Source organism: Pseudomonas sp. NFACC04-2 (assembly GCF_900119265.1).
Taxonomy (GTDB): domain Bacteria; phylum Pseudomonadota; class Gammaproteobacteria; order Pseudomonadales; family Pseudomonadaceae; genus Aquipseudomonas; species Aquipseudomonas fluorescens_AA.
In genome coordinates, this window is record NZ_FPJC01000013.1 from 57260 (window position 1) to 82159 (window position 24900).

General features: G+C 59.5%; 27 protein-coding genes and 1 pseudogene. 17 read left to right on the forward strand and 11 right to left on the reverse strand.

What is annotated here, in order from left to right; translation table 11 throughout:
* The first annotated feature begins 427 nt into the window (after positions 1–427).
* Entirely contained in the window at positions 428–661 is a 234-nt protein-coding gene (locus BT125_RS28915) for a hypothetical protein (protein ID WP_139271750.1), read from the forward strand.
* Positions 662–765: 104 nt separating this feature from the next.
* Here the strand turns inward: BT125_RS28915 and yaaA are convergent, their stop codons facing one another.
* On the reverse strand, positions 766–1545 hold the full coding sequence (gene yaaA / locus BT125_RS18010; RefSeq protein ID WP_072408923.1) for a peroxide stress protein YaaA: 780 nt from the start codon (positions 1543–1545) through the stop codon (positions 766–768).
* Between the two features lie 309 nt (positions 1546–1854).
* Here yaaA and BT125_RS18015 point away from each other — a divergent pair, with 309 nt between their 5' ends.
* The 6 genes from BT125_RS18015 (at position 1855) to BT125_RS18040 (ending at position 7165) form a co-directional block, all read left to right on the forward strand.
* The gene (locus BT125_RS18015; protein ID WP_072408925.1) at positions 1855–2979 is read left to right on the forward strand and encodes a polysaccharide deacetylase family protein; all 1125 of its coding nucleotides are present in this window, start codon (positions 1855–1857) and stop codon (positions 2977–2979) included.
* A gap of 336 nt (positions 2980–3315) precedes the next feature.
* Positions 3316–4710 (forward strand): PhoH family protein, encoded by a 1395-nt coding sequence (locus BT125_RS18020; protein ID WP_072408927.1) that lies wholly within the window; start codon positions 3316–3318, stop codon positions 4708–4710.
* 262 nt (positions 4711–4972) lie between these two features.
* A complete protein-coding gene (gene moaC / locus BT125_RS18025) occupies positions 4973–5446 on the forward strand; it encodes a cyclic pyranopterin monophosphate synthase MoaC (protein WP_072408928.1) in 474 nt (157 codons plus the stop codon).
* Positions 5443–5685: a MoaD/ThiS family protein gene (locus BT125_RS18030; protein WP_072408929.1), complete on the forward strand. Its 243-nt coding sequence runs from the start codon at positions 5443–5445 to the stop codon at positions 5683–5685. Before moaC ends, BT125_RS18030 begins: the two co-directional genes overlap by 4 nt.
* A gap of 3 nt (positions 5686–5688) precedes the next feature.
* Complete coding sequence (gene moaE / locus BT125_RS18035; protein ID WP_072408931.1) at positions 5689–6141, forward strand: molybdopterin synthase catalytic subunit MoaE; 453 nt, start codon at positions 5689–5691, stop codon at positions 6139–6141.
* 247 nt (positions 6142–6388) lie between these two features.
* A complete protein-coding gene (locus BT125_RS18040) occupies positions 6389–7165 on the forward strand; it encodes an ABC transporter substrate-binding protein (RefSeq protein WP_072408933.1) in 777 nt (258 codons plus the stop codon).
* A gap of 127 nt (positions 7166–7292) precedes the next feature.
* Here the strand turns inward: BT125_RS18040 and BT125_RS18045 are convergent, their stop codons facing one another.
* From BT125_RS18045 to BT125_RS18065, 5 genes are all read right to left on the reverse strand, one after another.
* Positions 7293–7919: a helix-turn-helix transcriptional regulator gene (locus BT125_RS18045; protein WP_072408935.1), complete on the reverse strand. Its 627-nt coding sequence runs from the start codon at positions 7917–7919 to the stop codon at positions 7293–7295.
* Positions 7920–8006: 87 nt separating this feature from the next.
* Positions 8007–9134, reverse strand: a complete 1128-nt coding sequence (locus BT125_RS18050; protein WP_072408937.1) for an NAD(P)/FAD-dependent oxidoreductase — start codon at positions 9132–9134, stop codon at positions 8007–8009.
* A gap of 148 nt (positions 9135–9282) precedes the next feature.
* Positions 9283–10236 (reverse strand): ornithine cyclodeaminase family protein, encoded by a 954-nt coding sequence (locus BT125_RS18055; RefSeq protein WP_072408939.1) that lies wholly within the window; start codon positions 10234–10236, stop codon positions 9283–9285.
* A gap of 121 nt (positions 10237–10357) precedes the next feature.
* The gene (gene rhlB / locus BT125_RS18060) at positions 10358–11821 is read right to left on the reverse strand and encodes an ATP-dependent RNA helicase RhlB (RefSeq protein ID WP_072408941.1); all 1464 of its coding nucleotides are present in this window, start codon (positions 11819–11821) and stop codon (positions 10358–10360) included.
* 98 nt (positions 11822–11919) lie between these two features.
* Positions 11920–12576 carry an alpha/beta hydrolase gene (locus BT125_RS18065; protein ID WP_072408943.1) on the reverse strand — a complete coding sequence of 219 codons (657 nt, stop codon included), beginning with the start codon at positions 12574–12576 and terminating at the stop codon, positions 11920–11922.
* Positions 12577–13049: 473 nt separating this feature from the next.
* Between BT125_RS18065 and BT125_RS18070 the strand changes: the two genes are divergently transcribed.
* From BT125_RS18070 to BT125_RS18085, 4 genes are all read left to right on the forward strand, one after another.
* Complete coding sequence (locus BT125_RS18070; protein WP_072408945.1) at positions 13050–14081, forward strand: amino acid ABC transporter substrate-binding protein; 1032 nt, start codon at positions 13050–13052, stop codon at positions 14079–14081.
* Between the two features lie 65 nt (positions 14082–14146).
* Complete coding sequence (locus BT125_RS18075; RefSeq protein ID WP_072408947.1) at positions 14147–15328, forward strand: amino acid ABC transporter permease; 1182 nt, start codon at positions 14147–14149, stop codon at positions 15326–15328.
* Positions 15329–15338: 10 nt separating this feature from the next.
* Entirely contained in the window at positions 15339–16436 is a 1098-nt protein-coding gene (locus BT125_RS18080) for an amino acid ABC transporter permease (RefSeq protein WP_072408949.1), read from the forward strand.
* Between the two features lie 11 nt (positions 16437–16447).
* On the forward strand, positions 16448–17212 hold the full coding sequence (locus tag BT125_RS18085; protein ID WP_003178331.1) for an amino acid ABC transporter ATP-binding protein: 765 nt from the start codon (positions 16448–16450) through the stop codon (positions 17210–17212).
* A gap of 59 nt (positions 17213–17271) precedes the next feature.
* Here BT125_RS18085 and BT125_RS18090 read toward each other — a convergent pair whose 3' ends face one another.
* Both BT125_RS18090 and BT125_RS18095 read right to left on the reverse strand, forming a co-directional pair.
* Positions 17272–17754 carry a type II toxin-antitoxin system MqsA family antitoxin gene (locus BT125_RS18090; protein ID WP_072408951.1) on the reverse strand — a complete coding sequence of 161 codons (483 nt, stop codon included), beginning with the start codon at positions 17752–17754 and terminating at the stop codon, positions 17272–17274.
* A pseudogene (locus BT125_RS18095) lies at positions 17751–18064 on the reverse strand (type II toxin-antitoxin system MqsR family toxin). The gene BT125_RS18090 and the pseudogene BT125_RS18095 overlap by 4 nt, the downstream one beginning before the upstream one ends.
* Before the next feature lie 165 nt (positions 18065–18229).
* On the opposite strand from BT125_RS18095, the gene BT125_RS18100 reads away from it, so the two are divergent.
* The 5 genes from BT125_RS18100 (at position 18230) to BT125_RS18120 (ending at position 22147) form a co-directional block, all read left to right on the forward strand.
* Complete coding sequence (locus BT125_RS18100) at positions 18230–18889, forward strand: FadR/GntR family transcriptional regulator (protein ID WP_072408953.1); 660 nt, start codon at positions 18230–18232, stop codon at positions 18887–18889.
* On the forward strand, positions 18879–20207 hold the full coding sequence (locus tag BT125_RS18105) for a CynX/NimT family MFS transporter (RefSeq protein WP_072408956.1): 1329 nt from the start codon (positions 18879–18881) through the stop codon (positions 20205–20207). Before BT125_RS18100 ends, BT125_RS18105 begins: the two co-directional genes overlap by 11 nt.
* An 87-nt stretch (positions 20208–20294) precedes the next feature.
* The gene (locus tag BT125_RS18110) at positions 20295–20765 is read left to right on the forward strand and encodes a nuclear transport factor 2 family protein (RefSeq protein ID WP_072408958.1); all 471 of its coding nucleotides are present in this window, start codon (positions 20295–20297) and stop codon (positions 20763–20765) included.
* Positions 20766–20805: 40 nt separating this feature from the next.
* Entirely contained in the window at positions 20806–21129 is a 324-nt protein-coding gene (locus tag BT125_RS18115) for a GIY-YIG nuclease family protein (protein ID WP_072408960.1), read from the forward strand.
* A 79-nt stretch (positions 21130–21208) separates the two neighbouring features.
* Positions 21209–22147: a glutathione S-transferase family protein gene (locus BT125_RS18120; RefSeq protein WP_072408962.1), complete on the forward strand. Its 939-nt coding sequence runs from the start codon at positions 21209–21211 to the stop codon at positions 22145–22147.
* 61 nt (positions 22148–22208) lie between these two features.
* Here the strand turns inward: BT125_RS18120 and BT125_RS30050 are convergent, their stop codons facing one another.
* The 3 genes from BT125_RS30050 to yejK all read right to left on the reverse strand — a co-directional run bounded on the left by BT125_RS30050 (position 22209) and on the right by yejK (position 24201).
* The gene (locus BT125_RS30050) at positions 22209–22499 is read right to left on the reverse strand and encodes an Ig-like domain-containing protein (protein WP_170866848.1); all 291 of its coding nucleotides are present in this window, start codon (positions 22497–22499) and stop codon (positions 22209–22211) included.
* Positions 22500–22840: 341 nt separating this feature from the next.
* Positions 22841–23197: a glutaredoxin family protein gene (locus BT125_RS18125; protein WP_072408964.1), complete on the reverse strand. Its 357-nt coding sequence runs from the start codon at positions 23195–23197 to the stop codon at positions 22841–22843.
* Positions 23197–24201 carry a nucleoid-associated protein YejK gene (yejK, locus tag BT125_RS18130; protein WP_014340016.1) on the reverse strand — a complete coding sequence of 335 codons (1005 nt, stop codon included), beginning with the start codon at positions 24199–24201 and terminating at the stop codon, positions 23197–23199. The genes BT125_RS18125 and yejK overlap by 1 nt, the downstream gene beginning before the upstream one ends.
* A gap of 395 nt (positions 24202–24596) precedes the next feature.
* Between yejK and BT125_RS18135 the strand changes: the two genes are divergently transcribed.
* Positions 24597–24878: an HU family DNA-binding protein gene (locus BT125_RS18135; RefSeq protein ID WP_007905514.1), complete on the forward strand. Its 282-nt coding sequence runs from the start codon at positions 24597–24599 to the stop codon at positions 24876–24878.
* Positions 24879–24900 lie beyond the last annotated feature (22 nt).

Below are 24900 nucleotides of genomic sequence, written 5' to 3' on the forward strand. Positions count from 1 at the left end.
GTGTTCAGCGGTCATCGAGCACTCGGAAGTGTGGAATGCAGGCGCCACAGTGCCGTGTGCAGGCATACTTAAGTTCCGAGTGTCTAAATAAGTGCACTCAAGTTGTGCGCAAAGCGGCCTAGTTGTTATGACCTGCCCTGTTATGCAGCCAGTCCCTGTGAATCAAGAACGCTCGTGCAAAAATCTCTCACCTCTGATCCCTGGCAAAAGCCCACAAAATCAGAAGCTTGTGTGCTCGGGTGAGCACGTTATAGGGGCGCAGCCTTGGCCTTGTAGGGGATAGTAATGGTGCGTTATCTCCTGTCCTTTATAAGATGGATCCAAATAGGCGACCGTTTCGCTAAATTGCCATGACAACTTGGTTACTTCGATCGACGGCCTATGTAAGTCATCTCTTACACGCTCCGTGAGAATCGTTACGGGTGGTATGAGCCGTGCAATTTCACATAGTTCCGATCCGCTCATCGCGATTTTCGAAATTTTTCGAAATATTATCCAAGATGGCACTGCCCTCAATATGATGGCACTTGCCGTTTCATCCTTTGTTAATGGGGAGTTAGGAGGGGTAGATAGTTTTGTGCCACTACGGATAAAAATTTTTGGTGCCACTACGCAAAAAACTGACGAGTGTCGAGTGAAAGAAAAGTTAGTGGGGGAGTAGGGCGATTTATTGACGTCACGAAACTGGCGAAACAGGCGGGGAACTAAGATGATAGATCGGGGCTTGATCGAAGCCCCCGATCAGGGGCGATATAAGGTTATGCCTTATTCGGGAGCGTGATCGCGCAAGAACACTAGTTTGTCCTGGCTCGATTGTTGTGCATTGAAGCGATAACCCTGAACATCGAATTGGCTGAGTGCCGCAGGGTCGTTGATGCGTTCTTCAATGACGAAACGACTCATCAGGCCTCGGGCTTTTTTGGCGTAGAAGCTGATGATCTTGTACTGGCCGTTTTTCAAGTCGCGGAATTCGGTATCGATGACGCGCGCTTTCAGTGCGCTGCGCTTGACCGCGGAGAAGTATTCATTGGACGCCAGGTTCAGCAGCACGTCGTCGCCCTGGTCGGCCAGGGCTTCGTTCAGCCATTCGCTGATGCGCGTGCCCCAGAAGGCATACAGGTCCTTGCCGCGGGCATTGGCCAGCTTCGTGCCCATCTCCAGGCGATAGGGTTGCATCAGGTCCAGTGGGCGCAGCAGGCCATAGAGGCCGGAGAGCATGCGCAAATGTTGCTGGGCATAGTCGAAGTCGGCTTCGCCAAGGCTTTGCGCATCGAGGCCGGTGTACACGTCACCCTTGAAGGCCAGCAGCGCCTGCTTAGCGTTGGCTGGGGTGAACGCCGGCGTCCAGCTGCCGAATCGCGCGGCATTGAGGCCGCCGATCTTGTCGGAGACGTGCATCAGCTCACTGATTTGTGCTGGCGAGAGTTCGCGCAACTGTTCGATCAGTTCCTGGGAGTGATCCAGGTACTGCGGCTGGGTAAAGCGCGCGGTGGCCGGCGGTGTTTCGTAATCGAGGGTCTTGGCGGGGGAAATCACCATCAGCATGCAATCGTCTCCTTGAAGGTTCGGCGATTCTAGGGGGTTGTCCGGGTGGACTCCAGCTATCGAGGCAATAGGTGATGGGTGGGCGAGCATTGATGGGTTTTTGTGGCGAGGGAGCTTGCTCCCGCTCGAGCGCGAAGCGGTCGCCATCTTCCTTGGGGTCGCTTCGCAACCCAGCGGGAGCAAGCTCCCTCGCCACAAAAGCATGTCTCTTCACAAAAGCTTGTCTTTCCACAACGCGCTCCCTTCCCGTAATGAGCTCATCAGGATCGGCTATGATGCCGCGCGGGTTTCGTTATGGAGACATCCCTTTTGCGCATCGCCCTTGTGTTATCGGCCTGGCTGTTGAGCTTCGGCGCCCTCGCGGCGCCCAACGACGTCGCCACCCTGGACCGCACGACCTGGCCAGAACAACTCACCAGCCCGACGCTGTTCGACGTGGCTTCGCGGGCCGAGATCCTGATGTTCGCCCGGGGCTTGCTGGACGTCGATGCCATGGACGAAATCGCGTTGAAGCAGTACCTGGGGCTGCGCACAGTCAATATGGCCGCGATCGACGCCCTTCGCGCCCGGCTGTGGCAACGGTTGTTGAGCAACTACAACTTTGCCCAGCGCAGTTGCGATCAGGATGCGTCTTTCTGTTATCTGGTCGAGGACATGGCGACCCTGCGTGAAGAGGCCCGCAGGTTCCATCTCGATGACGACTCCTACTACATCAAATGGGCGGCACCGAGTCAGATCTTTCATACGCAATATCGTGATGAACTGCTGCGCAAAGCCGCGCTTTTTCCGCAAACCAGCAGTGAAATCGCCCGTTTTGGCGAATACGAGCGCAACGGCGAGGACATGAACGACCGGCTGTTCCTGTTGACCTTCGACAGCGCCGCCAACGTCATGCCGGACAACACTCCGTGGCTGACCGAATACCTGCGCAAGGCGAACATGAACGGCACCTTCTTCGTGCTGGGCAAGGACATCCAGGCGCGGCTGGAAGAGCGTTCGGTCAACAGTCTGCAGATGCTGTATGCCGGACAGTGCGTGGGTGTGCAGGGCTGGGAATACCGTTCCCACAGCCATTGGCAGGACTGGCAAGACTCGGTCCGGCGCAGTGTCGAGCTGGTCAAGGGCAAGCTGCCCGAGAATTACGTGCCGCTGTTCCGCCCGCCCCAAGGCCAGCGTCGTGGCGATGCCGAAGGATTTTTCCGGCAGCAGGGCCTGCAGGTGGCGCTGTGGGACATCGATCCCCAGGACAGCGGCAATCGGCTCAAGCCTGAGCAAAGTGCCCAGCGTGTGCTGACCCTGATGCTGTTGTGGCGCCACGGGGTGATCAATTTCAACGCCAAGCAGGATGGGGTGAAAACGGCGATGCCCTGGCTCATGGCGCAGACGGCGCAGAGCGGGATCGGTTGGGCGGACTGTCAGGAAGCGTTTCGCTGAAACTGGGAAGGGCCCGGAAACATTGGGGAAGGAGGAAAATCCGGGACACATTGATGACAACCGGACTTCCGACTTTAACGGTGCGACGGCGGTACGCCAAGGGTTATTCGTCACTCTGAAAAATAAACTTCAAAAAAGCGTCAAAGTGCTTTTTCCTGTCATGGTTTTTGGAGTATCAAGAAGTCAGACCGCCGAAACCTGCAACACAGGTGGCGTCTTCCAAGACCCAGATTGTGTGCAGTTCACCTGAATCCTCGCGGGTGAATTCGGTGGCTACCTCGAGGCGCAGCACTGTCACGGTATTGCGTCGAATGGCCCCCACATAGGTGACCGAGTATGGATGACCACGGACGTAGCCCTTCCTCCAACCAGCCAATCCTCTATGTACTCGATACCAACGTATTGATCCACGATCCAAACGCGCTCCTGAACTTCGAAGAACACCACGTCGCCATCCCGATGACCGTGCTTGAGGAACTGGACAAGCTCAAGAGCGGGCACCACAGCGTTGCGGCCGAATGCCGGCAGGCGATCCGCCTGATCGACAAGACCTTGGGGGATGCTTCCCCGGAAGACGTTGAGCTCGGCGTGCCGATCCAGCGCGGCAAAAGTGGTCCCAAGGGCCTGCTTTCTATCCTGATGAGCAAGCGCACCGAGCCCAACCTGGTGCTGCCTGAACACCTGAACGACAACATCATCATCAACCAGTTGATCGACCTGCACGCGCGCAACAAGGACCAGGCCGTGGTGTTGGTGACCAAAGACATCAACATGCGCCTCAAGGCCCGCGCCTGCGGGATCGCGGCGGAGGACTACAGCACCGACCAACTGGTTGACGACGTTTCGCTGTTGCCCAACGGCTACCACACCATGACCGGCTCCTTCTGGGATCGTGTGAGCAAGGTCGAGACTCGCCAGGACCATGGCCGCACCTGGCACCAGGTACAACTGATCGACAACCTGCCGGCCGTGCACATCAACGAGTTCATCATCGACGAACAAGGCTTCGTCGGCTGGATCAAGGAAATCCAGGTCGACAAACTGCTGATCCTCGACCTGCACCAGGAACCGCTGCTGCACCAGGAGGCCTGGGGCCTCAAGCCTCGTGACATCTACCAGAGCCTGGCCCTGTTCGCCTTGCTCGACCCGGATATCCACCTGGTCAACCTGTCCGGCGCCGCCGGTTCCGGCAAGACCATCCTGGCCCTGGCCGCCGCCATCGAGCAGACCATGGTCAGCAAGCGCTACCGGCGCATCATCGCCACTCGCAGCGTGCAGGGCCTGGACCAGGAGATCGGTTTCCTGCCTGGCACCGAGGCGGAGAAAATGGAGCCGTGGCTGGGGGCGATCACCGACAACCTCGAAGCCTTGCACATGGATGACGAAAGCACCCATGGCAGCGTCGACTACATCCTCAGCAAAGTGCCGTTGCAGTTCAAATCCCTCAACTACATTCGCGGGCGCAGCTTCCAGCAGAGCCTGATTCTGATCGACGAATGCCAGAACCTGACCCCGCACCAGATGAAAACCATCATCACCCGTGCCGGCGCCGGTTCCAAAGTGGTGTGCCTGGGTAACCTGGCGCAGATCGATACCCCTTACCTGTCCGCGACCAGCTCCGGGCTGACCTACCTGACCGAACGCTTCAAGGACTTCCCCAACGGAGTCCACATCACCCTGCAGGGCGTACCGCGCTCGATCCTGGCCGAATACGCCGAATCCCACCTGTAACCCCAACCCAACCCAACCGGGCGATCTCACCATCGCCCGGTTTTTTGTGCCCGGCCAATAACCCTGTGGGAGCGGGCTTGCTCGCGAAGGCGGTATAACAGTTATAAATAGGCTGTCTGACACTCCGCTTTCGCGAGCAAGCCCGCTCCCACAAAGGATTTGCAGTGTCTGAAAATTGCAGGTCGTCATCGGTGCGACAATCAGGCGTGCCGGTTTCTGACCCACAGGTTTACAATCGACATTCCCGATCAGGAGTAACCCTGTGCTGACTCATCTCGATTCCCAAGGTCGCGCCAATATGGTCGACGTGACCGACAAGGCCGTGACGTTCCGTGAAGCCACGGCCGAGGCTTTTGTGCGCATGCTGCCCGCCACGTTGCAGATGATCGTCAGCGGCGGTCATCCCAAGGGCGATGTGTTCGCCGTCGCGCGCATCGCCGGCATCCAGGCTGCCAAGAAAACCAGTGACCTGATTCCGCTCTGCCACCCGCTGCTGCTCACCGGCGTCAAGGTCGAGCTCAACGCCGAGGGCGAGGATCGGGTGCGCATTGTCGCCCGCTGCAAACTGTCGGGGCAGACCGGCGTGGAAATGGAGGCCCTCACGGCCGCCAGCGTCGCCGCGCTGACCATCTACGACATGTGCAAGGCCGTCGACCGTGGCATGACTATCGAAGGCGTACGAGTGCTGGAAAAACTCGGTGGCAAGAGCGGCCATTTCCAGGCGGATGCGTCATGAAGATTACCGTGAAGTTCTTTGCCCGTTACCGTGAAGCGCTTGGTGTGGATGCGGTAAAGGTGGAAGGCGAGTTCGCCACGGTCGACGACGTGCGCGTGCTGCTTGCCCAGCGTGACGGTGCCGACGTGCTGAAGGAGCAGAACCTGATGTGCGCACGCAACGAAGACCTGTGCCAGCTCGACGAGCCCCTGGCGGACGGTGACGAAGTGGCGTTCTTTCCTACCGTGACCGGAGGCTGAGCCATGGCGATTCGTGTACAGGCCGAGCCGTTCGATCCGGGGGCGGAAGTCAACGCGATGCACGCGGCCAATGTCGGCGTGGGGGCGGTGGTGAGCTTCGTCGGCTACGTGCGCGACTTCAATGACGGCCTCGACGTGTCCGGGATGATCCTGGAGCACTATCCGGGCATGACTGAAAAGGCCCTGGGCAAGATCGCCACCGAGGCCGAGCAGCGCTGGCCGTTGCTCAAGCTGGAAGTGCTGCACCGCATCGGTGCCCTGGAGCCGGGGGAGCCGATAGTCTTCGTCGCGGCCGCCAGTGCTCATCGCCAGGCGGCCTTCGACGCCTGCGCCTTTGTCATGGACTACCTCAAGACCCGTGCGCCGTTCTGGAAAAAGGAAAACACCGTCGACGGCCCGCGCTGGGTTGAAGGGCGGGACAGTGATCATGCGGCGGCGGATCGCTGGAAGCAGTAAGTCCCCTGTTGTTTCGCAAGCCATGAGCCCGCTATCGCGAGCAAGCTCGCCCCACACTGGATCTTTATGCATCAAGGATCCCCTGTGGGAGCGAGCTTGCTCGCGATGAGGCCATCAGCCACCCATCACATCCCCCTGCCTACCGATTGACGATATGTACATTAAAGTCCAGTATGGATTTATAAGTACAAAGCAACTGCGTCCACCTTTCTCTGCCAAACCAACAACAACCTGCGAGAGATTGATCATGAGCAAACTCCCCCTCATCACCGGCCTGGCCTTGAGCCTGTTGGCCTCCAGCAGCCTGTTCGCCGCGGAGAAAACCTTGCGCATCGGCATCGAGGCGGCTTATCCGCCGTTTGCGTCCAAGACCTCGGAAGGGAAAATCGAGGGGTTCGACTACGACATTGGCAATGCCCTGTGCGCGCAGATGCAGGTCAAGTGCGAATGGATCGAGGGTGAGTTCGACGGGCTGATTCCGTCGCTCAAGGTGAAGAAAATCGACCTGGCGCTGTCGTCCATGACCATCACCGAAGAGCGCAAGAAGTCGGTGGATTTCACTCATAAGTACTACTTCACCTCATCGCGCCTGGTCATGAGGGAAGGGGCGGTGGTCGATGACCAGTACGCCAGCCTCAAGGGCAAGACCGTGGGCGTGCAACGGGCCACCACCACTGACCGCTACGCCACTGAAGTGCTCGAACCCAAGGGTGTGACCGTCAAGCGCTATAGCAACAACGAAGAAATCTACATGGACCTGGCGTCCGGTCGGCTGGACGCGATTTTCGCCGACACCATCCCGCTGGAAGACTTCCTGTCGATGCCCCGTGGCAAGGGCTACGCGTTTGTCGGTCCCGAACTCAAGGACCCGAAATACGTCGGTGAGGGCGCCGGTATCGCGGTGCGCAAGGGCAATACCCAACTGGTGGCGGACTTGAACAAGGCCATCGATGGGATTCGGGCCAATGGGAAGTACCAGGAGATCCAGGCCAAGTATTTCAAGTCGGATATCTACGGCGACTGAAACATCGCCTTCGCGAGCAAGCCCGCTCCCACACTGGATTTGCGTTGAACACAAGTTATATGTCCGACGAAGATCCCTTGTGGGAGCGGGCTTGCTCGCGAAGGCGTCAGACCTGGCAAAGCAGATTTCAGCCCTTCAACTCCTTCAAATGCTTGTACACCGTTGCCCGCCCCATGTTCAGCACATTGGCCACATAGTTGGACGCGCTCTTGCCCTTGAAGGCGCCTTCGGCATGCAGCGCCAGCACCAGCTCGCGTTTGTGATCGCGGGTCAACAGGTTCAGGCTCAGCTGACGCTCGCGCATCCAGGCGTGCAGGAAGGTGTTGATCCGCTCCTGCCAGTCATCGCGAAACAGTGAGTCCGGCTGGGGAATCAACTTGCCCGGCGACAGGAACAAATCCAACGCGGCCTTGGCATTCTCGAACAGCGAAATATTCAGGTTGATGCACAGCACCGCCAGCGGATGACCGCTGGCATCGTGCAATACGCTGCTGAGGCTGCGGATCTTCTGGCCGTCCCAGTTCAGTTTTTCATACGGCCCGATATTACGTTCGTTGACGTCCTCGCTGAGCATGTCTTCCAAGGACGAATCGTCGCCAATCTCGCGCTTGGACAGGTTGTTGGCGATGTAATCGACTTTCTGCGTGCGCAGGTCATGCAGTACCACTTCGGCGTGAGGGTAGAACAACGTGGCGATGGCGTCGGCGATAGTGCGGAAGTTTTCCAGCGCCGGATCGGATGGCGAAGCGGTCATGACAGGGCTCCAGGCAGCGTCAGCGCCCCGTGGAACAGGGGCGCGGGAAGTGTGCCGCAATCGTGGCGATGCGTCACGCCGGTTGGCTCACCCCAAACGCTTGGGGGAGAGCATGGCGCTGCTCAGGCCGAAACGGGCCAGGGCTTCGGGCAGCGGTTCGCCACGCACCAGCGCCGCGCTGGCCTGGCCCATGGCCGGTGACGTCTGGATGCCGTAGCCGCCCTGGGCCGCGACCCAGAACAGTCCGGGCACCTGTGGATCGAAACCGCAAAGCAGATCACCGTCGTGGACGAAACTGCGCAATCCGGCCCAGGTGCGGGTCGGGCGGCGGATGGTCAGGGTGGTGGCTTCTTCGATCTGGTAGATGCCCATGGCGATGTCCAGCTCTTCCGGCTGAACGTCGTGAGGCTCCACCGGGTCGGCGTTGGCCGGCGAGCCGAGGAACATGCCGGCGTCGGGCTTCATGTAGAAGGATTCGTCCAGACTCACCAGCATCGGCCAGTCATGGATATCCACGCCTTCGGGGCCGGCGAAGATGAATGCCGCACGCCGCTTGGGTTGCAGCCCCAGCTTCCGGGCGCCAGCCAGGTCGGCCACCTGATCGGCCCAGGCGCCGGCGGCGTTGATCACGATGGGGGCGGTGAAGCTTCGGCTGGTTGTCTTCACCTGCCAAAGTCCCTGGTCGTCGCGGCTCAGGCCCAGCACTTCACTGTCGGTGTGCACTTCACCGCCATTGCGGCGAATACCGCGTAAGTAGCCCTGGTGCAGGGCGTCGGTGTCGATGTCGCAGGCCGTCGGGTCATAGATCGCCCCGTGGACCTTGTCCCGCCGCAGGATCGGCAGCCGCACACAGGCTTCTTCGGCGCTGAGCAGTTGCATCTGCGGCACCGTGGCCTTGGCGCTCAAGTACTGGTTGTTCAGCTCGGCCGGGTCGCCGGTGAAATCCACGGTCATTTCGCCCCGTGGACTCAGCAACGGGTGCTCGCAGAAACCGGCCGGCGGGGCGTCGAAAAAATCCCGGCTGGCCTGGGTCAGCGCCCGCACCTGCGGGGTGCCGTAGGCGGCAGTGTACAGCGCTGCCGAACGTCCGGTGGAGTGATAGGCCGGATGGGATTCGCGTTCGAGCACAATCACCCGGCCGTGGGGCGCCAGCCAGTAACCGGTGGAAGCACCGGCAATGCCGCCGCCGATGATGATGAAGTCTGCTGAGGTCATGAAGCTCTCCTGTAGAGCACATTGCCGGGCGTTCGCCAGACCCTGGTGGGAGCGGGCTTGCTCGCGAAGGCGGCAGCACATTCAACATTGATGTGTCTGGCACACCGCTTTCGCGAGCAAGCCCGCTCCCACAGGAAATCGAGTTGTGTCAGATATTGCGGTGCAAACGGTAAAGCGCATTTGCCAGCGCAACATCCTCCAGCCCCAGGCCGATGGAGCGGAAGAATACGTGGCGTTGGTAGTCGGGACGCGCCACGTGTTCGCTGAGTAATTCAGGCAAGTCGCCGACGATGCGCGATGCCTCCCAGCCGTGCTGTTCGCCGGCGATCAGCATTTCCCCGGCCGAGTCCGGGGTGGTCTGACGATAGTCGCAGAACACGTCCATGTCGTTGAGGCGCTGGGGCGGTATTTCGTGGGCGCGTGGGGCATTGGTGCTGATGGACGTGATCAGCGCCGGTTTGCCTAAAGTCTGTGGGTCGAACACGGCTTTGGCGGACGAAGTGCAGAGCATCACCACATCGGCGTCCTGCAACGCGACTTCGAGGGTGTCGGCGATTTGCAGGCGCGGGTCCAGGCCGGTGAGCGAGGCACGTTCCTGTACTGACTTGGTCTTCAGGCCTGGCGAATAGAGGCGGATGCCTTGCCAGTCCCGCAGGTCCTTGACGTAGTGCACGTGCGCCTGGGCCACCGCACCGCTGCCGATGACCGCCAGGCACTTGGCGGTTTGCGGGGCGAGGGCATCGACGGCGACGGCGGTGGTAGCGGCGGTACGGGCGGTGGTCAGTTCGGCGGCATCGCACAGCAGCAGTGGTTGGCCGGTCTGCATCGACATCAGCAAGGTCCAGGCGGTCACCAATGGGCCTTGCTCGCGCACGATATAGGGCGAGGTCTTGACGCCATAGACCTGGTCTTGCGCCAGTACGCCCAGGTAGTTGATGAAGTCCCCGGTGCCTTGGGGAAACACCACCAGTTGCTGGGGCGGCTGCACCGCTTGCCCGGCCGCGAGATCACGAAACAGCTGGCGCAGGACGTGCGGCACGTCGATTTGTCCGAGCAGTTCACGGGCTTGGGCTTGGGTCATCACATAGGGCGTGCTGGACATAGGGGCTCCGGGTGCCTTGCAAACTAATTTGTCTATTATGGACTTTTAGTTTAATCGAGCAATATCCTGGGGCAAAAAAAAGCGCAGCCTGTCCTGGCTGCGCTTTTGCTCTGGGAGACGATTAAGGGCGCTTGCGCTCGACCGGCCGCAACAGGTGGGTCGGTGGCATTTCACAACTGATCTTGCGCCCCAGCAACGCCTCGATCGACGGCAACTGGTAGGAGTCATCCTCACCGGCGAAGCTGATCGAGACCCCAGCGGCCCCGGCACGCCCGGTACGGCCGATACGGTGCACGTAGTCGTCCGGGACTTCTGGCAGGGTGAAGTTGATCACGTGGCTGATGCCGTCGATGTGGATGCCGCGACCGGCCACGTCGGTGGCAACCAGTACGCGGATCTTGCCTTCGCGGAAACCTTCGAGGGTCTTGATGCGCTTGTGCTGGGGCACGTCGCCCGAGAGCTGGGCCGCGTTGACGCCATCGCGCACCAGGCGTTCTTCGATGCGTCGCACTTCGTCCTTGCGGTTGGCGAACACCATCACGCGCTCCCAACCGTTGTCGTTGACCAGGTTGTAGAGCAGCTTGTACTTGTCGGCACCAGCGACCGCGTAGATATGTTGTTCGACGTTTTCGCTGGCGACGTTCTCGGCTTCGATCTCGACGATGGCCGGGTCGGTGGTCCACTGCTTCGCCAGGTTCATCACGTCCTCGGTGAAGGTGGCGGAGAACAGCAGGGTCTGGCGCTCGCTTTTGGGTGGGGTCTGGCGAATGATCTGGCGCACTTGGGGGATGAAGCCCATGTCGAGCATGCGGTCGGCTTCGTCCAGCACCATCACTTCGACCATGTCCAGGTGCACGTCGCCGCGCTGGTTGAAGTCCAGCAGACGGCCCGGCGTGGCGACCAGGATGTCGCAATGGCGAGCTTCGAGGTGCTTGAGCTGCTTGTCGAAATCCATGCCGCCCACGAACGTCATGACGTTCAGACCGGTGTACTTGGTCAGGTCGGCGGCGTCCTTGGCGATCTGCACCACCAGCTCGCGGGTCGGCGCGATGATCAGCGCCCGTGGTTCGCCCATGTAACGTTCTTTGGGCGGCGGGGTCTGGAGCAACTGGGTGATGATGGAAATCAGGAACGCGGCGGTCTTACCGGTGCCGGTCTGGGCGCGACCGATGGCGTCTTTGCCGGCGAGGGTGAAGCCCAGCACCTGCGCCTGGATCGGCGTGCAATATGGGAAACCCAGGTCCTGGATGGCATGCATCAGTTCCGGGGCGAGCTTGAAGTCGTGGAAGCGCGTCTTGCCTTCCTGGGGTTCTACGGCGAAGTCCTCGAGTTTCCAGGCGACGACCGGCGGTTTCGGTGCGCGTTCGCGGCGCGGCCGGGGGGCGGCGTTGCGTGGTGTCTCGGGCTCGGGGGGCGTAACAGGCTGGGCGACGGGTTCTTTTTTCGCCTGTGCGACGGGGGCCGTCCGGCGCGGTTGTTGCGCATCGGTACGGCTCGGGCCGTGGGTCGGTGCAGTGGAGCCAGGCGCGAGTTGCTCGGCCTCGCTTTTACCGAACATCTTCTTGAGTGCTTTGAGCACGGTCATCTCATCGATTGGTTAAGGAATGTACGCCGGCCAGTGTAATGCAAGAAACGGGCGCGGCGTAGTGTGATCGTCAAAGGACCGGCGTGGCGATTGGCCTTTTAGCGCAACCGTTCGGCCAGCCAGGTGCCGATGTCATGAATCTCCTCGGGTAACACTTCGTGGCCCATTGGGTATTCCTGCCATGTCACGGTGACACCATGCTGCTTCAAATACTCTTTCGCGGTCCGACCCATGGGGTTGAGTACCACTTCGTCGTATTGGCCGTGCAGGGCCAGGACCGGAATGCGTTGCTGACTGGCCGACAATTGCAGTTCATCGCTGAACGTCGGTGCATAAGTAGACAGCGCGATCACGCCGCCCAGTGGCCCCTGCCATTTCACGAAGGCGGTGTGATAGACCACCGCGCCACCTTGGGAAAAACCGGCGAGGAAAATCCGCGAGGCGTCTATTCCGCTGGCTCGCTGGGTCTCGATCAGGTCTATGATCCGTTGCGCCGAGACTTCGAGTTGTTGTTCGTCAATGGCCCGCGCCGGGCTCAAGGCGCGGATGTCGTACCAACTGGGCATCTCATAGCCGCCGTTGATCGTTACTGGCTGGGTTGGCGCCTGGGGTAGAACGAAACGAGTGGTGAGCAGTTTTTGCTGCAGCATTTCCGCCACCGGCAGGAAATCATAACGATCGGCGCCCAGGCCGTGGAGCCAGATAACGCACGCGTCGACAGTGCCGCTGGGCTCGAGAATCAAGGGGTCGGTCATGGTTGTGCTCCAAATCTGTGCGGGCGCGCCCAATCAGTGCGTGATTACAGTGCGCTCCCGGTGCCTCAGTTAATTAGATGTCGCAAAGTTGAAAGTTTTTGTCTTGACGTGTTCTACATGGCCCAAGCGCAGCGGTCTGGTACGGGCTTTGCTATGGGTGTAGCTGAGTGATGATTCTTACGCTACGCGGTAACACTATCAGTTAGACGCGGCGCATGGGATATCAGAAATCCGGTGATGAATGTTCGCCAATAGCCGCTACGGGCTTCGCGAACGTGAAGGGCTACAGCCCGTTCGGCCGATTGGTGAGGGATGGGCATGACCACTGTTTACGGACATCCTCATTATTAGACTCATAGCGAAGGTCCAGACGTCGGTTGACCCTAAAAAAAGCCAACAAGGGTCGGCAATGCCTCAAAAGGGTGCGACAGGATCCGAGCTCCGACACAACAAGAGCAAAACTGGAGGTTTGAATGAAGTTACTGAAATCCACCCTGGCAATCGTCACTGCAGCAGCAGTACTGGGTGTCAGCGGGTTCGCTCAGGCGGGTGCAACCCTGGATGCCGTGAAGAAGAAAGGTTTTGTGCAATGCGGTGTGAGTGATGGTCTGCCAGGTTTCTCGGTGCCTGATTCGACCGGCAAGATCGTCGGTATCGACGCGGACTTCTGCCGTGCCGTCGCCGCTGCGGTATTCGGCGATGCGACCAAGGTCAAGTTCAGCCAGTTGAACGCCAAGGAGCGCTTCACCGCGCTGCAATCCGGCGAAATCGACATCCTGTCGCGCAACACCACCATGACCAGCTCCCGTGACGCCGGCATGGGCCTGAAGTTTCCAGGCTTCATCACTTATTACGATGGCATCGGCTTCCTGGTTAACAACAAGCTGGGCGTCAAGAGTGCCAAGGAACTGGACGGTGCAACCATCTGCATCCAGGCCGGTACCACCACCGAGCTGAACGTTTCCGACTACTTCCGCGGCAACGGCCTGAAATACACCCCGATCACCTTCGACACCTCCGATGAAAGCGCCAAGTCGCTGGAATCCGGCCGTTGCGACGTGCTGACTTCCGACAAGTCCCAACTGTTCGCCCAGCGCAGCAAGCTGGCTTCGCCGAAGGACTATGTGGTTCTGCCGGAGACCATCTCCAAGGAGCCTCTGGGTCCGGTCGTGCGTAACGGCGATGACGAGTGGCTGGCCGTTGTGCGCTGGACTGGCTATGCCATGCTCAACACTGAAGAAGCCGGTATCTCTTCGAAAAACGTCGAAGCTGAAGCCAAGGCCACCAAGAACCCTGACGTCGCGCGTATGCTCGGTGCTGACGGGGAATATGGCAAGGACCTGAAACTGCCGAAAGACTGGGTCGTACAGATCGTCAAGCAAGTCGGCAACTACGGTGAAGTGTTCGAGCGTAACCTCGGCAAGGGCACTCCGCTGGAAATCGATCGCGGCCTGAACGCTCTGTGGAACGCTGGCGGCATTCAATACGCACCACCAGTGCGCTGATGGTTCTATCACCCGGTGGGCCAACCACCGGGTGATGTTCTGTTCCATTCCTTGCGGGGCACTTCATGCAAAATTCAATCGGCGCACCTAAGCAGAGGCTCAGCCTCAGCGATCCACGAGTGCGTGCGTGGGTATTTCAGATCGTCACCATCGTGGCGGTTATTTCGCTGGGCTGGTTTCTGTTCGATAACACGCAGACCAACCTCGAGCACCGGGGCATCACTTCCGGTTTCAGCTTCCTGGAGCGCAGTGCTGGTTTTGGCATCGCTCAAACCCTGATCGACTACACCGAGGCGGACAGTTATGCCCGCGTCTTTGTCATCGGGTTGCTCAACACTCTGCTGGTGACGTTCATCGGCGTGATCCTGGCAACGATCCTTGGTTTCATTGTCGGCGTGGCCCGACTGTCGAAAAACTGGATCATCGCCAAAGTGGCAACCGTGTATGTGGAAGTTTTCCGCAACATCCCACCGCTGCTACAGATCCTGTTCTGGTATTTCGCGGTGTTCCTGACCATGCCGGGGCCGCGCAACAGCCATAACTTCGGGGACACTTTCTTTGTCAGCAGCCGCGGCCTGAACATGCCGGCAGCGTTGGTGGCGGAAGGATTCTGGCCGTTCGTGGCCAGTGTCGTGCTGGCGATCGTCGCCATCGTGCTGATGACCCGCTGGGCCAACAAGCGTTTCGAAGCGACCGGCGAGCCGTTCCATAAATTCTGGGTGGGCCTGGCGCTGTTCCTGGCGATTCCTGCGTTGTGCGCGCTGATCTTCGGCGCTCCCGTGCATTGGGAAATGCCGCAGCTCAAGGGCTTCAACTTCGTCGGTGGGTGGGTACTGATTCCCGAGCTGCTGGCCTTGACCCTCGCCTTGACCGTGTACACCGCGGCGTTCATCGCCGAGATCGTGCGCTCGGGCATCAAGTCGGTCAGCCATGGACAGACCGAGGCGGCTCACTCGCTGGGCCTGCGCAACGGTCCGACCTTGCGCAAGGTGATCATCCCGCAAGCCCTGCGCGTGATCATCCCGCCGTTGACCAGCCAATACCTGAACCTGGCGAAAAACTCTTCGCTGGCGGCCGGTATCGGCTACCCGGAAATGGTTTCGTTGTTTGCCGGTACGGTGCTGAACCAGACCGGGCAGGCCATTGAAGTCATTGCTATCACCATGAGCGTGTACCTGGCGATCAGTATCAGCATTTCCCTGCTGATGAACTGGTACAACAAGCGCATTGCGCTGATCGAGCGGTGAGGAAACGCGCATGACATCCCATACTTTCAAACCTGACATGCCCCCTCCGAGCAACAGCATCGGCGTGGTGGCGTGGATGCGCGCGAACATGTTCTCCAGCTGGCTCAACACCTTGCTGACGTTGTTTGCGTTCTACTTGATCTACCTGGTGGTTCCGCCGATTCTCGATTGGGCGATTCTCGATGCCAACTGGGTCGGCACCACCCAGGCCGACTGCACCAAGGAAGGCGCCTGCTGGGTGTTCATCCAGCAGCGTTTCGGCCAGTTCATGTATGGCTACTACCCGACGGACCTGCGCTGGCGCGTAGACCTGACCGTGTGGTTGGCGGTACTCGGCGTAGCGCCGCTGTTCATCTCGCGCTTCCCGCGCAAGGCGATCTACGGCCTGAGCTTCCTGGTGCTGTACCCCATCATTGCCTGGTGCCTGTTGCACGGCGGGGTGTTCGGCTTGGCCACGGTGGCAACCAGCCAATGGGGCGGCCTGATGCTGACCCTGGTGATTGCCACCGTCGGTATCGCCGGCGCGCTGCCGCTGGGTATCGTCCTGGCCCTGGGCCGGCGTTCGAACATGCCGGCGATCCGTGTGGTCTGCGTGACCTTCATCGAGTTCTGGCGCGGTGTGCCGTTGATCACGGTGCTGTTCATGTCGTCGGTGATGCTGCCGCTGTTCCTGCCCGAAGGCATGAACTTCGACAAGCTGCTGCGAGCACTGATCGGGGTGATCCTGTTTCAATCGGCCTACGTGGCCGAGGTGGTACGTGGCGGCCTGCAAGCCATTCCCAAGGGCCAGTACGAAGCGGCCGCGGCGATGGGCCTGGGGTACTGGCGCAGCATGGGCCTGGTGATTCTGCCGCAAGCCCTGAAGCTGGTGATCCCGGGTATCGTCAACACCTTCATTGCGTTGTTCAAGGACACGAGCCTGGTAATCATCATCGGCCTGTTCGATCTGCTCAACAGCGTGAAACAAGCTGCCGCCGACCCGAAATGGCTGGGCATGGCCACTGAAGGCTATGTGTTCGCCGCCCTGGTGTTCTGGATTTTCTGTTTTGGTATGTCCCGCTATTCCATGCATTTGGAACGCAAGCTGGACACTGGCCACAAGCGTTAGGAGCGTAGTTTATGAGTGAAGCGATCAAACAGCCTGTGAGCCCTGAAGGCATTATTCAGATGCAGGGCGTCAACAAGTGGTACGGCCAGTTCCACGTGTTGAAAGACATCAACCTGAACGTCAAGCAGGGCGAGCGTATCGTGCTGTGCGGCCCGTCGGGTTCCGGCAAGTCCACCACCATCCGCTGCCTCAACCGTCTGGAAGAGCACCAGCAGGGTCGCATCGTGGTCGACGGCGTGGAACTGACCAACGACCTCAAGCAGATCGAAGCGATCCGCCGTGAAGTCGGCATGGTGTTCCAGCACTTCAACCTGTTCCCGCACCTGACCATCCTGCAGAACTGCACCCTGGCGCCGATGTGGGTACGCAAGATGCCCAAGCGCAAGGCCGAGGAAATCGCCATGCATTACCTGGAGCGCGTGCGCATTCCAGAGCAGGCGCACAAGTATCCTGGCCAGCTCTCCGGCGGTCAGCAACAGCGTGTGGCCATCGCCCGCGCCCTGTGCATGAAGCCGAAAATCATGCTGTTCGACGAGCCGACCTCGGCCCTCGACCCGGAAATGGTGAAAGAGGTGCTGGACACCATGATCGGCTTGGCCGAAGACGGCATGACCATGCTCTGCGTGACCCACGAAATGGGCTTCGCCCGTACCGTGGCCAACCGCGTGATCTTCATGGACAAAGGTGAAATCGTCGAACAGGCCGCGCCGAACGACTTCTTCGACAACCCGCAGAACGACCGCACCAAGCTGTTCCTGAGCCAGATTCTGCATTGATCCGGGCTTAGGCAGTGAAATAAACCCGGACATGTCCGGGTTTGTTTTTAATGGGCCGCTCAGCAAGCCGTGAGGTTCTCGTGTTCCTTGTGCACCGTCGTTTTGAATTGCCGCAAGTCTGCGCCTTCAGCGAAGTCATGGACATCGGCAAGCAAATGCGGATAGCGATCAAGCAGGCGCATCAGCAAGATCACCGCCTTGGGTGGCACTACCTCGCCGCGCTCGTAGCGGGAAAACGCATTGTGTCCACCGCCCGATAGCAGCAGTACCGCTTCCTTTTGCGATAGATGCAGTTTGCGCCGGACACGTTTGATCTCTTCGCCGATCATTCGCCTGGCCGCGTTGACCAGCTCATCACCTGCGTGGTCGTAGCGATCCGAGCAGCTTGAATCGAGCTCGACTTCGCCGCACATCTGACATTCCCAGCCAGACAAGTCATCGACCCGGCGTTCCAATCCCTTGACGCTCATGGTTTCGCCGCGACCTTCGAAATGCAACATGCCTTCCGGGGCACCACAGCTGAAGCATTGCTGGTGTTTCATGAGTTTTTCTCCTTGAAGGAAATTACCGGTGGGCCTCCGCTGGGGCGCGGTACGTCACCTTCAGGTAAATCTGCAAACCGTGTGAATTGGCGTGGTAGACGTCATGCCAGACTCGATGATCGTCATAGGTGGTCATCGATTTGTAGAACTGTTTTCCCTCAAGCCCATGGATGACCTGCTGCATGTCCGAGACGTTCAAACCGAGCGTCCGAGCAGTGTTCTTCGCAGTCCTGGTGAAAGCTTTCCCTTTAAGCCGCCTGACATCTGCCTGTATCGCCGCCAAGGCGTAATGGGGTGTGTTCTTTTCCATAGAACGGCGTGCCTTGTCCTTAAAAATTACCCTCAAAGGGTAATTTTGACTAATCGAAACTCTCGTTTCTTTACCTCCCGTTGACCCTAGGCGGTTGCCGTCCCACATGAAGCTGCCTAACATGTCAGAAAATTCATCCTATGATTGGATGAAAGGGTGAGGTCCATGTCAGACATTTCTCCATTAATTAAGCGATCCTTGGTCGATCAAGCCCTGGACCAACTGCGCCGGCGCATCGGTGATGGCGTGTGGGTCGTGGGCCAGCGTTTGCCCACCGAGCCCGAGTTGGTGGCCGAACTGGGTATTAGCCGCAACACCGTGCGCGAAGCCATGCGCGTGCTGGCGTTTTCCGGGCTGATCGAGATCCGCCAGGGCGACGGCAGTTATGTACGGGCGACGGTGGACCCGCTCGATACCCTCAAGGTGCTGTCGCGCTGTTCGCTGGACCAGGCCCGGGAAACCCGGCATATCCTTGAAGTCGAGGCCATCGGCCTGGCCGCGCTGCGGCGTACCGAAGATGACTTGCTGGCCTTGCGCAAGGCGCTCCAGGCCAGTGGCGAGCATTACCATGGCGACTTGGAGCATTACATCGCCTGCGACTTGGTGTTCCACCGCCTGCTGGTGGATGCCGCGCACAATCCAACGCTCAGCGAGCTTTATCGTTACTTTTCCAGCGTGATCGGCGCGCAGTTGCGCCAGAGCCTCAATATCGTCCCTCGCCATCAGCATGTGTTCGACCTGCATGTCGACATTCTCGAAGCGGTCGAACGCCAAGACCCGGAGCAGGCCAAGGCCCTGTGCCGGCAGTTGATCAATGAACCCTGAACCCGAGCTTTCCATGTCCCGCGATCTGCTTGCCCCTGCCACCTCGACGGCGTCCAAACGCGCCGCCGAACTCGAAGAACTGTTGATCGACGCCGAAGCCGACGACGCCCAGGTCCAGCAGAGCCAGCCGTTGGTGCGCCGGCCCTGGCTGTTGCTGCTCGGGCTGATCCTGGTGGCGCTGAACCTGCGGCCGGCGTTGTCGAGCATGGCGCCGCTGCTCAGTGAAGTGTCAAAAAGCCTGGGCCTGTCGGCTGCCCAGGCCGGTTTGCTGACCACGTTGCCAGTGCTTTGCCTGGGCCTGTTCGCGCCGCTGGCGCCGGTGCTGGCGCGGCGCTTCGGGGCCGAGCGCGTGGTGCTGGGGATCTTGCTGACACTGGCGGGCGGGATTGTCCTGCGCAGTGCGCTCGGTCAGGTTGGGCTGTTCGCCGGCAGTATCTTGGCCGGTGCGAGCATCGGCGTGATCGGCGTGCTGCTGCCGGGCATCGTCAAGCGCGACTTCGCCAAACAGGCCGGTGCCATGACCGGTGTCTACACCATGGCGCTGTGCCTGGGCGCGGCGATGGCGGCCGGGGCGACAGTGCCGTTGAGCGAGCATCTTGGCCACAGCTGGGCCTTGGGCCTGGGGTTCTGGGTGGTCCCGGCGCTGCTGGCCGCGGTGTTCTGGTTGCCGCAAGTGGGCCAGCAACACGGCGCCCATCAGGTGGCGTACCGGGTCCGCGGCTTGCTGCGTGATCCCCTTGCCTGGCAAGTGACCTTGTACATGGGGCTGCAATCGTCCCTGGCCTATATCGTCTTTGGCTGGCTGCCCTCGATCCTGATCGGACGTGGCCTGACTCCGACCCAGGCCGGGCTCGTGCTGTCTGGCTCGGTCATCGTGCAGTTGATCAGCTCCCTCGCGGCACCCTGGCTGGCAACGCGTGGCAAGGACCAGCGCCTGGCCATCGTGGTCGTCATGGTCATGACCCTGGGCGGCCTGTTCGGTTGTCTCTATGCCCCCATCGATGGTTTGTGGGGCTGGGCGATATTGCTGGGCTTGGGGCAGGGCGCAACGTTCAGCCTGGCGCTCACGCTGATCGTGTTGCGTTCGCGGGATGCCCATGTGGCCGCCAACCTGTCCAGCATGGCCCAGGGCTTCGGTTATACGCTGGCGTCGCTGGGGCCCTTCGCGGTGGGGGTGGTCCACGACTTGACCGGTGGCTGGGATGCCCTCGGCTGGATCTTCGGCCTGGTTGGCCTGGGGGCGATCATCGCTGGCATCGGCGCAGGCCGGGCGTTGTACGTCGGGGTCGAGAGCGAAAGAGTCACCGACCTTCGTTGATATCATTTTCATGGCGAATGACGATAGTCTTCTCCGCGTTGGCAGATTATCGTGCAGGCCTACTGAAATATTTTTCGGAGCCGGTCCATGAGTGATGCCCACAACGCCTTGATCACCCGTTTTTATCAGGCCTTCCAGCGCCTGGACGCTGACGCCATGAGCGCCTGCTACACCGACGACGTGCTGTTCAGCGATCCGGCGTTTGGCGAGCTGCGCGGGCGCGATGCCGGCGACATGTGGCGCATGTTGACGACCCGGGCCAAGGACTTTTCCCTGACCTTCGATAACGTGCGCAGCGACGAGCGTACCGGCGGTGCTCACTGGGTGGCGACGTACCTGTTCAGCCAGACCGGCAACATCGTGATCAACGACATCCAGGCGCGCTTCGTGTTTCGTGATGGCAAGATCTGCGAGCACCATGACAGCTTCGATCTCTGGCGCTGGTCCCGTCAGGCGTTGGGCGCCAAGGGCCTGCTGCTGGGGTGGACGCCGCTGGTGCGCAACACCGTCAGGGCCCAGGCCCTCAAGGGGTTGCGGGCGTTCCAGGCCAGTCGCTGATAAGATCGCGGCTTGTCTTTGCCCACCTGTTGAACATCTTGTGACGACCGCCGACCTCTCTCCCGATCTGCCTGCGCAAGGCTCCGCCGAAGCGGACAAACCCTGGTTTGTCTACTTGGTACGGGCCGCCAATGGTTCGCTGTACTGCGGCATCAGTGATGACCCGGTGCGGCGCTTCGCCAAGCATCAAAGCGGCAAGGGCGCGCGCTTCTTCCTGTCCAGCCCGGCAGTGGCCCTGGTGTATACCGAGGCCTGTCGCGACAAGGGCGAGGCCCTGCGCCAGGAGCGACTGATCAAAAAGCTCAAGAAAAGTGCCAAGGAATGCCTGGTGGCCAGTGCGCTGTCGCTTCATCAGCCTGGCTGATAGGCCTTTATCAGGCCGGTAGGCTGGCCCGGTCAGTCGCGCTAAGCTGCAAGACTTCATTCCTGCAGCGGCGAATCTCATGTCAGAGCTGATTCTTCATCATTACCCAACGTCTCCTTTCGCGGAAAAGGCCCGGCTGCTGCTGGGCTTCAAGGGCCTGTCCTGGCGTTCGGTGAGCATTCCGCCAATGATGCCCAAGCCTGATCTGACGGCACTGACGGGCGGCTATCGCAAGACGCCGGTATTGCAGATTGGCGCGGATATCTATTGCGACACATCCCTGATCGCCCGTCGGCTGGAGCAGGAAAAAGCCTCGCCGGCCCTGTTCCCCGAAGGCCGGGAAATGCTGGCCGCGTCCTTTGCCGCCTGGGCCGACTCGGTGGTGTTTCAGCATGCGGTGAGCCTGGTGTTCCAGCCTGAATCGGTGGCGGTGCGTTTCGCCAAGCTATCGCCTGAAGCCATCAAGGCGTTCATCAGCGACCGCGCCGGGCTGTTCAGTGGCGGTACGACTACACGCTTGCCTGTCGACCAGGCCAAGCACCAGTGGCCGACGATCATGGCGCGCCTGGAGCAGCAGTTGCAGCGCGAGGAGGGCGATTTCCTGTTGGGTGAACCGTCGATTGCCGACTTCGCCATGGCCCATCCGCTGTGGTTTCTCAAAGGCACCCCGGTGACCTCGCCGCTGGTGGACGCGTATCCGGCCGTTTCGGCATGGTTGGCACGGGTGCTGGGTTTCGGCCATGGTGCGTCGAGCCAGATAAGTGCCGAAGAAGCCTTGGACGTTGCCCGCAACGCGACACCGCAAGCGCTGCCGGATGAGTCGTTCGAAGAGCCGAACGGGTTCAGCTCAGGGCAGCAGGTAACTATCGCCGCGACGGACTATGGCGTTGACCCGGTGGCAGGGGAGTTGTTGTTTGCGGGTAGCGAAGAGTTGATTCTACGTCGCGAAGATGAGCGTGGCGGGGTGGTGCATGTGCACTTTCCAAGGCTAGGTTTCAAAATTTTTTCGAAAATGTGAATGTTGGTTGGTTTACGAGGAGTTGCCCTCGTTTCTAAGGGCAATTCCGGATTTTTATTGTTCAAAGGTAGAACATCAAGTCTTCGGCATAACCAGACGAGTCCGTGGGAGTCGTGCAGATTCCACCTATCACTAACACCGCGCCAGAATTTTGGTGGCTTGCTTGGGTGAGATCCAACGTGGTGGCAAAATCTCCATTTGCATTGCAAATGGCGGTTCCCAGAGTGGCGTTAGTGTTGGTTTCCCAAATGGTTACTGCACTATTTGGGTGACCCCTCCCAGTGACGAAAGGAGGATTGTTTCCCCTACTATTTGGTGCGGGGCTTGAAAAAGCGGGGGCCGTAAGAGTCATTTTTTTTCTCCTATTGCTCTAAATTTTATTATTAAGAGGGCTGAAAATCCTCTTACTATTAAGTTATGCAGTAGCTAGAGGCGGGAGTACTGTCAGAGTTGACAGTTTTTTATGATGGTTGGCTATTAAGTTTTTATTTTTCTTGCAGCTAAGTGCTTAAAGCCCCAGGGGAGTTTTCAAGTTGCGCGGATTCAACTCTACAGGCCGTCGGTCGTTGAGTAGTGATTGAGGGCCGCTTCTGGCTCCTGCTGGAGATAACTCAAAAGTGGCGACCGGATTCTCCTGCAGCTTTCTCTAAAATACTGTCAACTTCTCAGGGGCTTCCGATGAGGCCATCAGAACTATAAAGCAGACAACGCCTTGAGAATATTCTCCGGCTCGTACCCACGAATCAACGTGCCGTTCACATCGAGGATCGGAATCCCCCGGCCACCCAGCGCCTCGTAGGCCTTGCGCGCCTCAGTGTCCTTCTCGATATCGAACTCGCGAAACGGCACGCCTTTCTCATCCAGGAACCGTCGGGTGGCCTTGCAGTAGCCGCACCAGTCGGTGGCATACAGCACCACGCGGGCATCGCTGCGAATCTGTTCTGAAACCATCTGCGACGGGTTGAACACCCGCTCGATCTTGCCCCAGTTCTGGTACGCCACCACCACCAGCAAGACCAGCAGAACTTTCTTCAGTAACCCGCCGAGCATCAATTGCGCCGCTTGAGCTGATCCGTCAGCGACGTCGGCAACCCCTTGATGATCAGCGTGCCGGCTTCCTCGTCATACTCGATCTTGGAACCCAGCAAGTGCGCTTCGAAGCTGATGGACAAGCCTTCGGCGCGGCCGGTGAAGCGGCGGAACTGGTTGAGGGTTCGTTTATCCGCCGGGATTTCCGGCGACAACCCGTAGTCCTTGTTGCGGATGTGGTCGTAGAAGGCTTTCGGGCGATCTTCGTCGATCAACTCGGACAGTTCTTCCAGGCCCATGGGCTCGCCGAGCTTGGCCTGGCTGCTGGCGTAGTCCACCAGGGTCTTGGTTTTTTCCCGGGCATCGTCTTCCGGCAAGTCTTCGCTTTCGACGAAGTCACTGAAGGCCTTGAGCAGAGTGCGGGTCTCGCCGGGGCCATCGACGCCTTCCTGGCAGCCGATGAAGTCGCGGAAGTACTCCGAGACCTTCTTGCCGTTCTTGCCCTTGATGAACGAGATGTACTGTTTCGATTGCTTGTTGTTCTGCCATTCCGACACATTGATCCGCGCCGCCAGGTGCAATTGGCCCAGGTCCAGGTGACGGGACGGGGTCACGTCCAATTCATCGGTCACCGCCACGCCTTCGCTGTGGTGCAGCAGGGCGATGGCCAGGTAGTCGGTCATGCCCTGCTGGTAATGCGCGAACAACACGTGGCCGCCCACCGACAGGTTGGACTCTTCCATCAGTTTTTGCAGGTGTTCCACCGCCACTCGACTGAACGCAGTGAAATCCTTCCCGCCGTCCAGGTACTCCTTCAGCCAGCCGCTGAACGGATGCGCCCCGGACTCGGCATGGAAAAAACCCCAGGCCTTGCCTTGCTTGGCGTTATAGCTTTCGTTGAGGTCGGCGAGCATGTTCTCGATGGCCGTGGACTCTGCCAGCTCGGAGTCGCGGGCATGGAGCACGGCAGGGGTGCCGTCGGGTTTTTTGTCGATCAGGTGGACGATGCAATGACGGATCGGCATGGATTTCTCGGCTGATGAAAGAGAGGAGGGCGTGCTCCCCGAAAAAGGCCCAGTGTACCGCAATCACTGGTTTTGGAACCCTGCAAAGGCCCTTTCAGGCCTGTCCGATGGCCTATATGCATTTTTTTAACGTTTTAGCGCAAGAAAGCTGACCAAATGGGTAGCTAGAGGCGGATATTTCAGAGGCGTTGTGCTAGTTTTGCCCGGTCTTACGCGAAGTCACTGCGTTAAGCGTGCATTCAGCATTTGTCAGGTCGAACCAAACCCGGTTTTCGGCATCTATTACCCCGATCCGTCGTGGTGATTGCCGAGGGTGCCTGATCCAGAGAGATCGGGCTCGATGGCTGACACTGCACTCTGCAATCCATATGAATTTGATAGGGAAGGAACACTACATGGCTCTTACTAAAGACCAACTGATCGCTGACATCGCTGAAGCCATCGACGCGCCAAAAACCACCGCGCGTAACGCTTTGGACCAACTGGGCCAAATCGTTGCCGATCAGCTGGAAAACGGCGGCGAAATCACTCTGCCAGGTATCGGCAAGCTGAAAGTCACCGAGCGTCCTGCCCGTACCGGCCGTAACCCTTCGACTGGCGCTGCCATCGAAATCGCTGCCAAGAAAGTGATCAAGCTGGTTGTGGCCAAAGGCCTGACCGACGCGGTCAACAAGTAAGATCGCTAAAAAAACCGTGCCT